Source organism: Colwellia sp. F1 (assembly GCF_056238625.1).
In genome coordinates, this window is record NZ_JBWDLI010000015.1 from 85,365 (window position 1) to 99,051 (window position 13,687).

A 13,687-nucleotide genomic window follows, 5' to 3' on the forward strand; every position below is an offset into this window, starting at 1 on the left:
AATGTAAATGGGTTATTTAATCACAAAATGGCGACGCACTTTGCGTAACAAGTAAAACACCCATGGCCACAACACGAGTGTTGTTATGACAGGATATAAATAGCTAGTAAGGAAAGCGACATCAACTAAAAAACGCTGCAACCAAAAAACAACCAAATGATATAAAGCCGCTAACACGCCGGTAATAAGGGCTTGTTGCCAAATAGAAAAGTTACGTATTTTTTGAAAGTTTTCAGCAACAATAAAAACGGCTATGGCCATTGCCGCAGCATGAACACCTAATACTGAGCCGAGCAATACATCCAGCAATAACCCCATCACCCACGCAGTAATAATATTTACTCGTTCAGGCAAAGCCATGCACCAATACATCAAGACAATAAGCACCCAGTCAGGGCGAAAGGCGTCAACGCTTAATGGTAATGGCATTATGCTTGCCATTATGGCAATCAATAACGTGAGCAAAATAATAACACCATTATGCGCAAACATTATTTTACGACCTTGGTTTCAGGTTTAGAGGAGAAAATACTCGCTGGTTCTTCATTTGATAATAATAACAAGTAACGTAAGCGGTCTATTTCAGCAATTGGGGTACTATACACCCTTAAAAACTCTCGTGATTCATCATTACTAATAAATGAAATGGTAGAGACAGGGTAACCTTCGGGGTATTTACCGCCTAAGCCTGAAGTAACTAATATATCACCTACCTCAATGTCAGCACTTTGTGGAACAAAGTTATGATTTAAGCGGTCGATATGACCACTACCTGAAGCAAATAATCTTAAGCCGTTACGCTTAACCCGGACAGGCACTGCATGTGAAATATCGGTAATTAAAATAATACGGGAGGTGGTTTGCCCAACATGTAAAATTTGCCCTACAACACCGAAAGAATCTATAACTGCTTGTCCTTCATGCACGCCATCTCTAGCACCGCGGTTAATCACTAATTGGTCGGTGTAAGGATCACTGTCAACTGACAAGATTTCAGCCACCATTTTTTTAAGTTCGCTACGCAAAGGTGAGGAAAGTAAAGAGCGTAACCGTTCATTTTCATGCTTGATAATATCAAGTTGCATAGCCTGCTCATGAAATTTAAGTTCGTTTAAACGGTACTGTTGATTTTCGTCCATCAATTTTTGCCGTGTGGTGGTATTAGTTGACAGCCATGTAAGGGCGACTTTAGGTGTGTTAGCAAGATACTGTAAAGGGCTTACCATCGATTGTAAGTAGCCTCGCAGTGATTCAAAGCTTGCCATTTTATGGTCGAAGAAAACCAATAATGCAGAACAACACAGCACCAAAATAAGTCGGTGCTGTGGGGATGGGCCATGTTTAAAAATACGATTCATAGAAAACCAGTTACGGGTTGATAAATGCTAACAATGAGTTTTCCCTCTTAATATTGTGGGTCAATTAATGTTTTTATTTAACAAACATTTACTATTTAAAAACATTATTCATACGCAAAAAGATCACCACCGTGCATATCTACCATTTCGAGTGCTTTGCCACCACCTCTAGCGACACAAGTTAGTGGGTCTTCAGCAACAACCACGGGGATACCCGTTTCTTCCATTACTAAGCGATCTAAATCGCGTAATAGTGAACCACCCCCGGTAAGTACCATGCCGCGCTCTGCTATATCAGCAGCAAGCTCTGGTGGTGACTGCTCTAAAGCAACCATAATAGCACTCACAATCCCCGTTAATGGCTCTTGTAATGCTTCTAAAATTTCATTGCTGTTTAAGGTAAAGCTACGAGGTACACCTTCAGCAAGGTTACGACCACGTACTTCTATTTCAATGAGCTCTTCACCTGGATAAGCTGAACCAATTTCATGCTTGATACGCTCGGCTGTGGCCTCACCAATAAGGCTGCCAAAGTTACGGCGAACATAGTTAATAATCGCTTCATCAAATTTATCACCACCAATACGCACTGATGACGAATAAACCACACCATTTAACGAGATAATGCCAACTTCTGTGGTACCACCACCAATATCAACAACCATGGAACCGGTTGCTTCTGAAACAGGCATGCCCGCACCAATAGCAGCAGCCATTGGTTCATCAATTAAGTAAACTTCGCGCGCGCCCGCACCCATCGCAGACTCGCGAATAGCGCGTCGTTCAACTTGCGTTGAACCACAAGGGACACAGACCAAAACTCTAGGGCTAGGGCGTAGTAAGTTATTACTATGCACCTGTTTAATAAAATGTTGCAGCATTTTTTCAGTAACAAAAAAGTTAGCAATTACGCCGTCTTTCATTGGGCGTATTGCTTCAATATTGCCCGGCGTACGGCCTAACATTTGCTTAGCTGCAGAACCCACCGCAGCAACACTTTTAGAGCCGCCGGTACGATCTTGACGAATAGCAACCACTGAAGGCTCGTCTAAAACGATACCTTGATCTTTAACATAAATAAGGGTGTTGGCTGTACCTAAATCAATTGATAAATCGTTAGAAAACATACCGCGTAATTTTTTAAACATAAGCTCGAAATGTCCTGTGAAAATGCGAGTTAATTAGAGCGTGCTATTATCTTGAATAATAGATCAAACATCATACCTCAGTATGACTAATTTGTGTGGCTTGTTTTTATAAATATTATAAAAAAATTACTTTTCACCAGCAAAAAATGATGAAAAGGTGAATTCTGTCGCTGTTAGCCGTAATTTATACGCCGAATGCTTCAAATATCTTCACTCGGCGAAATATACCCCTGGTAGCCTTCTGCTTTTAACGCATTAAAATGCGTCAATTGCGTTTTATCTTCTATCCCTGTAATAATCACGTGAATTTGTAAACCTTTAGCGACATTAACCAGCGCTCGGCAAAGTGCTTTATTTTGATTTAACTGGTCGTAATAAGCAAATGAAAGATCAAGCTTTATATAATGAGGCTGTAGCTTTTGTAGGTATTCTAGCGACCCTATATGGCGACCACATTGGTCAATACCAATTTTAGCACCAGCAGCGCTAATCACTTCAGCAAGTTGATAACATTGATCAAAGGAGCTTATTACTGCTGATTCTGTCATTTCAAATAGCATGCGCTCTGTGTATAACGACTTGTTCAGATAGTGTGTTAACCATGCTTTAAATTCAGGGTCTTGTATGCTGTCATGGGTTAAATTAATTGAAATATCTTCATTGGCTTTTGCTAAAATCCCTTGTTGCTCAATTGAGCTGAGTAAACATTGGTCGAGTTGAGAGCCTAACGAAAAAAGTTCAACAAATGGCATAAATTCTGACGCCGTAACAATTTGTTTGTCTATCATTAAGCGACAATATAATTCACGTTGAATAACCTTGTCTTCGGCCATACTGAGTACCGCTTGCCACTGAAAAATAAAATGATCATTGTTAATTGAATCAACCAGCTTGCTACGCCATTGTGAACGGCTATATTTTTGCGGTTGTTCCGCATCTAACCAATAACTTACTTTATTATCACGCTGGGCTTGTTGTAGCGCATTATCTGATTGGGCCAAAAAATCAGATGCGGTCATATTTTCAATCCGCTGGCTAACCCCTAAAGCAAAACGCGTGTTCGGTGTACAACCTGCCTTAGCGATCTCTTGGTTAATCAGCCTTATTAATGCTTGCAGGTATAATTCCATCGTGTTTTTCTCTGCTTTGGTGACTAAAAAAGCAAATTCGCTATTGGCAATACGTGCAATAACCCCCGGCGCAATTGCAGGCAGCTCTGCTTGCATTCTATTAGAGACGACTTTAATAAGTTCATCACGCCCTTGATAACCATATTTACTATAAATATCTTCAATCCAGTCAAATTTTGCCAAAATAAGGCCGCCGAAGCCGGGTTCATTCAACCAGTTATTAACTTGTGCCGAAAAATATTGTCGGTTAGGTAGCTGTGACACCTGGTCAATAAACTTTTCTTCTTTGAGCTCATGTACCTCGTCGTCGAGTGTGGTAAATATTTGCTTTAACTGCGTTGACATCAAATTAATGGCACTAGCAACCGCTTTTAACTCTGTTGTTTTTGGTAGCGCAATATTCTGGCTAAATTTACGCTCTGAAATTTCCTTTGCTTGAACAGCAATATTGTGCAATGGCTGTAAAATATGATTAAGCCTAAACCTTAACACTATGATAGAAACAATAAAGAGCAAAGATAAAACCATCACGGTGTCTTTCATTACTCGCCATAGTTCCTGATATCCCAGCCCAGGATGGCTTTCAACTTGTAGGGTTGCTAGCTGCAACCAACCTGAGGTAATGAGTGTTTCTTTTGTTTGCGCTTTAAATAGCGCTAAGTTAATAAACCACTGTGGAACGCCTTCTATAACAACTGGGTTTTCCCAAGTTTGCACGTTCCCATCTGCCAACCATTTTAAGGTGACTTTACGGTAAAACCCACCTTCAAATATCACATTTACTAACGTTTCTGCAGTGGCTACATCGCCAGTTTCTATGTGAGGTTGTAACATTAACCCTAAGGACGTTATGGTATTATTTAAGTCTGATTCCATTTGCTGGTTCATAAAGTCACGAGTTTGCGTAAATTGAAAATAAACTAGACTCGACATCACTAATAAAAAAAGTCCGAACAGTAATGAGTTTATTTCTCTAAATAGGGTCATACTTTAAAACTCCATATTGAGCTTGGGTTGCTTTAGCTGGGAAGTATTTAGACGATGCCTTAAATCTCGCCACAGCTTCAATTTCGATGATTTCCCGCTTAAAACACCACGGCCTTTCTCTTTATTTAGCCATAACTGGCTTGCATTAAAACTGTATATGGGGATCAAGTCGTTACGCTCATTTGCCGGCTTAATAACCCCGTCTATGTTGTCTAATATTAATGGCATAGCACTGGGGGTTTGATAATAAGAAAGTACCATATGGTACTGATTTAGCTTAACCGCTTTAACCATAGTGATTCTCATTTTTTCATCGGCAATACCAAGCGCTATTAAGGTAAAGTATTTTGCTATTGAATAATCTTCACAGTCACCGCCATTTGCGCCAATAAACTCAACTGGGGTTGCCCAATAATTACTCTCACCCCAAAGTTTATCGTCATCAATAAAGTGCAGTAAATTAAAAAAGTGATTAACTTGCTTTAGTTGTTCAAGTTCTGACACTGCTGACTTTTCTTTCATTAACGCAAACCAGGCCTGCCCTCTTTTTGCTGCTCTATCACCATAGTTTTGCTGTAAAGCGGTAATGATTTTATCTTCATCAAGTGGCTGGGCAGGTTGCGCAAATATAGTCGATAGAAAAAGCGTACTGATGAGTAGTATTATCAGCGATTTTATAACACTGCTTTGGTAAAGAGCGTTCCCTCTGTTACTACTCATAGCTAATTAGTCTGCTTGGTCTACCGTATAAATAGTCCACTTGAGTTCATCATGTTGTTCTGTTTGTGATGTCTCAGCGATTATACGACGATTAACGCTATGTGCGTGCTCTGTTTGGCTATTGACTGCTGGCCGTTCAAAACCATAACCAATAGTTTTGATCCTACCTTTCTCAATAGCAAACTCGTTTTGTAATAACAAAGCCACCGCTTGGGCACGGTTATTAGAGAGTAGTTGGTTTAACGATGCACTGCCCAGTTTACTCGTATGGCCTTCAATTAATACATTACTGTGGGGCTGCTGCTTTAAAATATTGGCTAATTTTTTTATTTCAATGTAAGCACTAGCCGGCAATTGAGCAGAGTTATGATCAAATTTAATATCAAGCTTAAACGGTTTAATGTTAGACACTTTATTACCACAGCCATAATTGTCTATCGAGGCACCTAGCGTTGTGTCTGCACATTTTTCTCGGGCATTGATCACACCATCATTATCGTAATCGGCTAGATCATGTTGCTGTACAACCGAGTCTTCTAGCGTCACTCTATTGTTACCAGCGCATGCGCTAAGCCAGAGTGCTGCCATAATGACAAGTGTGTATAATGCTGTCTTTTTATTGGGGCTTAGTGATGGTTTATTCATTGTAAGCTCCTTGGTCGTAATGATGCTCACCTTCCCATGCTGTTGACCTTGTTACCCGTAATGAGTCTAGTAATTGCCCGGTGGCATTTAATAAACGGTATTGTGCGCTTAATTCATTAAAATCAGCATCTAAGTAGTCTTTACGTGCTTGAAACAATTCGTTTTCAGTATCGAGTAAATCAAGTAGATTACGTTGGCCGATATCAAATTGTTGCTTGTAAGCTAACTGGGTCTCCCTAGAGGTAATAACATGTTGTTTTAAATATTCTTTTTGTAAAGCTAGCATTTCTGCAGCATTCCAGGCAAGGTCAAAGCTTTCCGTTACCTGACGGTGTGCGCTGGCATTTATTTCTTGTGCTTCTGACACTTTATAAGCAGCACTTCTTTCGCTCGCCACATCTTTGCCACCAGAATAAAAGTTATACCGTAAACGTAGCATTGCTGTTGCGTCATTACGATAGCCTCCCACCTCGTCTCCTAATTGGTTTAAACCGTTTTCTCCACCAAGGTTATTATCAGCATTAGCCGCCAACTCTAACGATAATGTTGGGTAGTAATTTGATTTTACAGCGCTTTTAAATGACCGTGCTGCGCGTATGTCTTGCTGAGCTGACTTGATGACTGGGTGCCGCTTAGTTGCTAAGTTTACACCACTTGCTTTATCTTTCGGTAACATATCCGCATCAGGCACGGGCAGTACTAGGTTATTTGGTGCGGTATTGGTTAAGCGAATAAACTGAGCTCTCGCATCAAGGTTATTATTACGCGCCGATATCAAGTTAGCTTGCGCGCGTGCTAACCGCCCTGTGACTTGAGATAAGTCAGCAATATTGCCTAGCCCTGAGTCTGTGCGCTCTTTTATTTGTGAAAATATTGATTGATGCGACGCTATATTGTTTTCTGACAACTGAATGAGCTGCTCAGTTTTTATATAATTTAAATAAGCTTTAGCAACCTGTAAAGCAAGGTCTTCAGCATTAGCTATCAAGGTCCATTGCTCAGCACTGGCTTCGAACTTGGTTCTTTCAATTTCATTACTTGTCAACATGCCATCAAAAAGCATTTGCTTTATGCTGATACCAAACTCACCGCGGGCCAACTCTGTTTTACCATCATCCCCATTTAAAGCACTTCTTCGGTTGCTTGCTGTGTCGGTATATTCATAGCCATAACCTGCGGTTAAATCGACCGTTGGAAAATACCCTGCAGCAGCACGGTTAACGTCTTCTTCTTTTGATTTAAAGCGGGCAAATGATTGGCGAATATCGGGGTGAGTATCAAGTGCGGTTGCAACAGCTTGCTCTAGGCTTTGGCCATAACTACTAAGAGAGCATAATGCTGACAGGCCTATTACACCCATTATTGCTATTTTATTTAAATTAAACATAATATTATTCATAAGTATTCCATATTTTTTATGCTTTGCTTTGATTCTTTGATTATCCAATATCAACTAAACGTTATCGCTCTCTAAGTGCAGCTTCATTTGCACGTAATATTGGATTTAAAATATATTCTAAAACAGTTCTTTTACCAGTAATCACATCAACTTCGGTTAACATACCGGGAATTATTGGCATTGCTTCCCCTTGTTTATTTTTTATGCTTGAAGCGTCAGTGCGCACTCTAATAAGGTAAAAGCTATTTCCGTCTTCATCTTGCGTTGTGTCGGCACTAATATGTTCTACTTTACCGGTTAAACCACCGTATCGGGTAAAGTCATAGGCGGTAATTTTAACAACGGCGGGCAAACCAGGGTAAATAAAAGCGATATCTCTAGGTTTTATTTTAACTTCGACCATCAATTTATCTTCTGTTGGTACTATTTCTGCTATTGTTTCACCTGGTTTTACTACACCACCTAACGTATTAATATGAATGGTTTTAATAGTACCTACCACAGGTGATAAGATTAATGCTTTAGTGACTTTATCTTGAGCCCCTACTTGTGACTCATTAATACGTGACAATTTATTTTGCAATTCGTTAAGCTTAGACCTTGCTTCTGCTCTATAGGCTAATACTGTTTCTCGGCGATTTAATATTGACTCTTGTAATGCTGACTTCAATTTAGGGGCAAGCAGCTGAACGGCGCTCAACTCCCCTTTTAATTCATTCACACTGCGCTCTAATTTATATAGCTCTATTTTCGACACAATATTTTTTTCAGCAAGGGGACGTGTTAAGTCCAGCTCTTTGTTGGCGATTAAATAACTTATTTTTAATGTCTCAATTTTAGAGTCTAATTCAGTAACCTCTTGCTCTCTCTGTTGAATTTGTTGCGCCTGAATCGCTAATTGGTTAATTAAGTTGTCTAACCGTTCGGAATATTCTTCTTGCTGTCTTTCTACCATTAATTGGGCATTTTTTCGTAAGTCATCAGGGTAAATCGGCATATTTTTCTTTATTTCTATTTGTCGTTCCCATAATGTATTGCTGCCAACTAATATACTTGAAAGCTCTGCTCTTAAACGAATTACATTAGCTCTCAAACTACTAACCTCTTGCTTTTGTTCAGCAAAATCTGACCTAAACCGGGTATCATCAATGCGAGCAATAGGTTGATCTTTAATCACTCGCATTCCCTCTTGTACAAAGAGTTTTTGTAACACTCCACCGTCTAAACTTTGCACAATTTGTACTTGTGTTGAGGGAATAACCTTGCCTGTACCAGACGTTACTTGCTGCAATGAAGCAAAGTAGGCCCAAAGAATAAAACAAAAAACTAAAGCAGCCATCGCCCAAATAGTTAAACGATGTAAACTAGGTACCTCTGTTAGCATAGCGCCATACACATCATCGGCCATATCTAAATCTTTTTGACTCACTTTCATACGCTTGTCTCTTGATTCAATGGTGACCCTTTTAACTGCGCTAATACTTTGTCTTTAGGGCCATCAATAGCTAACTTGCCTTTATCTAACACGATGATACGATCAACTAAGCTTAATAAGTCCATTTTATGAGTGATGAGTAACAGGGTACGGTCTTTAGCTGTTGCTTGAATTGATTTAATAAATTGCTTTTCAGCACGGGCATCAAGGCTGGCGGTAGGCTCATCAAATAGTAATATCGGTGGTGAGTTTAAAATCGCCCTTGCTAAAGCAATAGATTGTCGTTGTCCCCGTGATAAGGCATTGCCGCTTTCTCCTACTTGTTGGTCAAGCCCTTGACTATGATGGTCTGTAAAGACACTCACCCCCGAAAGCTGAACGGCTCTAATAAGTTGATACTCTGTCACTTGTCTGGTACCAAATAAAATATTGTCACGAATGGTGCCATGAAATAAAACAACATCTTGTGGCAAATAGCCTATGTTTTTACGTAAGTCGCTCGGGTGTATTTGTTGGTAATTCAAGCCATCAAATTGGATAACTCCTTTACTTGGCTGATAAAGACCAAGTAATAATTTTGCCAAGGTGGTTTTACCTGAACCATTATGGCCAACAATCGCTACTCTTTCTCCTTGATTAATCTTTATTGACATTGATTGTAAAGAGGGGATGTCTGCATTAGAATAATGAAAGCTAACATCTTCAGCATTAATGTTACCATTAAATTTACTACGGCTGACCAAATGTGCTTTATCTTCAAACTCGCCTTCTTGCCCCATTAACCGATCAAGCTGTTTTAGCGCACTTAAGCTTTGGTTAGAACGCGTCATTAGCCCAGCTAATTTAGCAATAGGCGATATAGCACGCCCTGTTAACATGACTGCGGCAATTATCCCCCCCATGGAAATTAAGTTTTCTGAAACTCGATAAACACCTAACACTACAACCCCAACGACTGACAATTGCACAATAAAACTGGCAAAATTTAACACGGCATTGGTAATGATTTTTGATTTAAGTAGCCAAGTTGAGGTATGGCCTATCATTTGCTGCCAAGCATTTTGTACAACACCTTCAGCCCCGTTTGCTTTAATTGACTCTAACGTGCTTAGGCACTCAACTAAATGCCCGTGGCGTAAGCTTGAAAATTTGTTAGTTTCCTCTATCGCTTTTTTAAGTGTTGGCTGCTTAATCAAGGTGTAACCAATAATCAGCATAGAGGCGATAACAGGGAAAAGCACAAGGTCTCCAGCAACCAACCAGATCGCAAACATAAACAGCAAGGCAAACGGTAAGTCAACAACAGCACTTATGGTGGCTGATGATAAGAACTCCCTTATGTTATCAAATTCACCTATTTGTTTAGCCATGCCGCCAACACTTGGTGAGCGTTTTTCAAGTGGTGTACCTATCGCTTTAGAAAACAAGTTTGAAGAAACTTCAATATCAATTTTTTTACCTGCAACATCGATTAAATAACCTCGAAGTTGCTTTAGAATAAAGTCAAAAATATACGCTATGCCTGCCCCAATAGCGAGCACCCAAAGAGATTCAAAGGCAAGGTTAGGAACAACCTTGTCGTAAATATTCATAATAAAAAGTGGCGAAACCAGTGCAAATATATTGATCATAACCGAGGCAATAATCACATCTCGATAAATAGACGAAGTGCTTTTTATTTTTTGCCATAACCAATGCGTTTTTGAAGTATCGACATAAACATCAAAGTGTTTATCACCACGGTATTGTTGTTTTATTAAGAATAAATAGCCAACAAAGCTTGACTCTAACTGTTCAATGGTCAGCTGCTCCTGCCCGCCTGTTTCGGGTAGAGAAACTATTGCTTTATTTTCTTTAATATCTATTTCTTGAAGTACTATTGCCTTTTTGTCTTTTAGTAAAAGAATACAGGGCAATAGCATTGACGGAAGTTCATTTAAACCTTTACGCACTAGTTTCGCACTTAAACCTGCTCGAGATGCTGCCTGTGGTAAAAGCTCTGGTGTTAAGTTTATTTCTTTCAACGGCAAACCTGCTGAAAGCGCTTCAGCAGAATACGGGTTACCAAAATGTTCAGTAAGCAGCACTAAACTATCTAATAGAGGGTCTGAGCCTAACTTTTGTGAAGCGTTAATTGACCACTCAGCTGAAGGTTTCATTGTCGAGCGCACCAAATTCTTGATCCCTAACCTAATGTTCCAATGAACTAAAGATCTAATAATGGCACAAACAGAGGCTCACTGTTAGATCTTTGTAATTATTTACAAATTTCTCTACCTCATTATAGCGAATCGGTAGAGTCAAGTTCACTTTGTTGTGGAACATTTTCTAAAGGTGCATCACTTACCAAAATTGCACCTTCTTGTAAGAAGCCATTAGTAATGACAGTTTCATCTCCTTGGTTTTCATTTTTCTCTAAAGATTTTTCTAATGTTAATATGTCGTCAGGTATATCAAGGCTGTCATCGTTTGATAAGCCGTTAAAACCTAAGTAATCATCGAGGTTACTGCTTTGTGGAGCAAAAACATCACTTAAATCTACGCCCAAGTTAGGCGCAAGGTGCTCGTCAGTTGTACTACCATTAATAGCTTGTACACTAAAAGATGTATCTATAGTTTCGCTATTATCAATAATATTCTCATCATCATTCATTGGCGCTAGACGGCTTCCTCGACCTCCCCCGCTTTTCGCTATATTTATAGTCAGTGTGGTTGTGTCAGTTTCAGCATTGTTCATATCTCCATCTTTAATGGTATAGCTAAATACATCGGTTATTGGGCTAGTAGGCAATGCTAAACCATCATGGCTTGCGTATGTATATATACCGGTATCATTAATTGATAATACACCATAAGCTGTCGTTATATCGTATGACGTGTTAGTAGAATCAAAAATATAATCAATACCGCCATAAGAAATATTAACAAGAGATATTATCCCATCTGCGGATGTGTCAGGTGCATCTCCTGAGCTACCACCAAACAAAATACTACCCTTGACTTTACTTACGTAGGCAGTACCCGAGCCTGGTTTTTCATTTAAACCAATAAAGTTTACATCAGCAGCAGCAATAGGCGCTGAATCTTCAATAGTAATGGTGACTGTCGCTGTATCGGTATCGAAGCCATCACTTAAGGTATAGTCAAAACTGGGATAAACTGCGCCTAGTGCATAACCTTCATTATTATCATAAGTAAAATCACCCGCTTCATTTATCGTTACCGTTCCGCCATCAACAGCCACAGTAGCAAAGCCATCAATACCAAAAACCAAATCAACACCATTGATTTGCGTTACCGTTAATGCAGACCCATCACCACCGTCATGATCGCTGATCCCGTCACCATCGTTATGTGTGATAATGTTACCTGAAACACTTTCTCCTTGGCCAATATTAAATTCATCATCCGCTGCTACTGGCGGAATATTTGGCGCGGCATCGACTGTAATGGTTAAGGTCGAGTCATCAGTATCACCCGCACCATCTTGTACGGTGTAGTTAACAACAGGTACATTGCCATTAAAATTAGCGCTTGGCTCAAAGGTATAACTACCGTCACTGTTAAGGGTGAGATCCCCTTCGGCTAAAGCGGCTGTTGCGCCAATAGCATAAGTAACACCGGCAATCGTAAAGCCAGTAACCGTTAATGGGCTATCTGGACTGGCGGCATTATCTAGCACGTTACCGTTTAGGGTAGTATCTTCAGGGGTTGAGACCACTTCATCGCCATCAACAATATCCGATACTGGCGTGACTGTAATGGTTAAGGTCGAGTCATCAGTATCACCCGCACCATCTTGTACGGTGTAGTTAACAACAGGTACATTGCCATTGTAATCATCTGCAGGAACGAAACTGTAGTTACCGTCACTGTTTAATGTAAGATCCCCTTCGGCTAAAGCCGCTGTTGCGCCAATAGCATAAGTAACCCCCGCAATCATAAAGCCAGTAACCGTTAATGGGTCGTCTGGACTGGCAGCATTATCTAGCACGTTACCCGAAATAGCGGTATCTTCAAGGGTTGAGACCACTTCATCGCCATCAACAATATCCGATACTGGCGTGACTGTAATGGTTAAGGTCGAGTCATCGGTATCACCGGCACCATCTTGTACGGTGTAGTTAACAACAGGTACATTGCCATTAAAATTAGCGCTTGGCTCAAAGGTATAACTACCGTCACTGTTAAGGGTGAGATCCCCTTCGGCTAAAGCGGCTGTTGCGCCAATAGCATAAGTAACCCCCGCAATCGTAAAGCCAGTAACCGTTAATGGGCCATCTGGACTGGCGGCGTTATCTAGCACGTTACCCGAAATAGCGGTATCTTCAAGGGTTGAGACCACTTCATCGCCATCAACAATAGATGAAACTGGTGTAACTGAAATGGTTAAGGTCGAGTCATCAGTATCACCCGCACCATCTTCTACGGTGTAGTTAACAACAGGTACATTGCCATTGTAATCATCTGCAGGAACGAAACTGTAGCTACCATCAGCGTTTAACGTGAGATCCCCTTCCGCTAAAGCGGCTGTTGTGCCAATAGCATAAGTAACCCCCGCAATCATAAAGCCAGTAACCGTTAATGGGCCGTCTGGACTGGCGGCGTTATCTAGCACGTTGCCATTTAGGGTAGTATCTTCAGGGGTTGAGACCACTTCATCGCCATCAACAATGTCGGGTACGGGCGTGACTGAAATGGTTAAGGTCGAGTCATCAGTATCACCCGCACCATCTTCTACGGTGTAGTTAACAACAGGTACATTACCATTGTAATCATCTGCAGGAATAAAGCTGTAACTACCGTCACTGTTTAACGTAAGATCCCCTTCGGCTAAAGCGGCTGTTGCGCCAATGGCATAAGTG

10 protein-coding genes are annotated in these 13,687 nt (G+C 40.4%); all 10 read right to left on the bottom strand.

The features are described from left to right. Window positions 1–12: 12 nt before the first annotated feature. Entirely contained in the window at window positions 13–492 is a 480-nt protein-coding gene (gene mreD, locus AC0UA9_RS14130; protein WP_475660826.1) for a rod shape-determining protein MreD, read from the bottom strand. Beyond that, the gene (mreC, locus tag AC0UA9_RS14135; RefSeq protein ID WP_475660828.1) at window positions 492–1,358 is read right to left on the bottom strand and encodes a rod shape-determining protein MreC; all 867 of its coding nucleotides are present in this window, start codon (window positions 1,356–1,358) and stop codon (window positions 492–494) included. Before mreC ends, mreD begins: the two co-directional genes overlap by 1 nt. Window positions 1,359–1,462: 104 nt before the next feature. Further along, entirely contained in the window at window positions 1,463–2,506 is a 1,044-nt protein-coding gene (locus AC0UA9_RS14140) for a rod shape-determining protein (protein WP_475660831.1), read from the bottom strand. A 200-nt stretch (window positions 2,507–2,706) separates the two neighbouring features. Then, on the bottom strand, window positions 2,707–4,623 hold the full coding sequence (locus tag AC0UA9_RS14145; protein ID WP_475660834.1) for a bifunctional diguanylate cyclase/phosphodiesterase: 1,917 nt from the start codon (window positions 4,621–4,623) through the stop codon (window positions 2,707–2,709). Between the two features lie 3 nt (window positions 4,624–4,626). Next, window positions 4,627–5,343 carry a transglutaminase-like cysteine peptidase gene (locus tag AC0UA9_RS14150; protein ID WP_475660836.1) on the bottom strand — a complete coding sequence of 239 codons (717 nt, stop codon included), beginning with the start codon at window positions 5,341–5,343 and terminating at the stop codon, window positions 4,627–4,629. A gap of 6 nt (window positions 5,344–5,349) precedes the next feature. Next, entirely contained in the window at window positions 5,350–5,988 is a 639-nt protein-coding gene (locus AC0UA9_RS14155) for an OmpA family protein (protein WP_475660838.1), read from the bottom strand. Continuing rightward, entirely contained in the window at window positions 5,981–7,387 is a 1,407-nt protein-coding gene (locus AC0UA9_RS14160) for a TolC family outer membrane protein (protein WP_475660840.1), read from the bottom strand. Before AC0UA9_RS14160 ends, AC0UA9_RS14155 begins: the two co-directional genes overlap by 8 nt. A 61-nt stretch (window positions 7,388–7,448) precedes the next feature. Next, complete coding sequence (locus tag AC0UA9_RS14165; protein WP_475660842.1) at window positions 7,449–8,822, bottom strand: HlyD family type I secretion periplasmic adaptor subunit; 1,374 nt, start codon at window positions 8,820–8,822, stop codon at window positions 7,449–7,451. After that, entirely contained in the window at window positions 8,819–10,981 is a 2,163-nt protein-coding gene (locus tag AC0UA9_RS14170) for a type I secretion system permease/ATPase (protein WP_475660844.1), read from the bottom strand. Before AC0UA9_RS14170 ends, AC0UA9_RS14165 begins: the two co-directional genes overlap by 4 nt. Before the next feature lie 122 nt (window positions 10,982–11,103). Next, a partial coding sequence (locus AC0UA9_RS14175; RefSeq protein WP_475660847.1) for an Ig-like domain-containing protein occupies window positions 11,104–13,687 on the bottom strand: 2,584 nt, incomplete at its 5' end.

Coding starts and splice junctions, on each gene's coding strand:
- mreD (WP_475660826.1), bottom strand. CDS start 492: ATGTTTGCGCATAATGGTGTTATTATTTTGCTCACGTTATTGATTGCC.
- mreC (WP_475660828.1), bottom strand. CDS start 1,358: ATGAATCGTATTTTTAAACATGGCCCATCCCCACAGCACCGACTTATT.
- AC0UA9_RS14140 (WP_475660831.1), bottom strand. CDS start 2,506: ATGTTTAAAAAATTACGCGGTATGTTTTCTAACGATTTATCAATTGAT.
- AC0UA9_RS14145 (WP_475660834.1), bottom strand. CDS start 4,623: ATGACCCTATTTAGAGAAATAAACTCATTACTGTTCGGACTTTTTTTA.
- AC0UA9_RS14150 (WP_475660836.1), bottom strand. CDS start 5,343: ATGAGTAGTAACAGAGGGAACGCTCTTTACCAAAGCAGTGTTATAAAA.
- AC0UA9_RS14155 (WP_475660838.1), bottom strand. CDS start 5,988: ATGAATAAACCATCACTAAGCCCCAATAAAAAGACAGCATTATACACA.
- AC0UA9_RS14160 (WP_475660840.1), bottom strand. CDS start 7,387: ATGAATAATATTATGTTTAATTTAAATAAAATAGCAATAATGGGTGTA.
- AC0UA9_RS14165 (WP_475660842.1), bottom strand. CDS start 8,822: ATGAAAGTGAGTCAAAAAGATTTAGATATGGCCGATGATGTGTATGGC.
- AC0UA9_RS14170 (WP_475660844.1), bottom strand. CDS start 10,981: ATGAAACCTTCAGCTGAGTGGTCAATTAACGCTTCACAAAAGTTAGGC.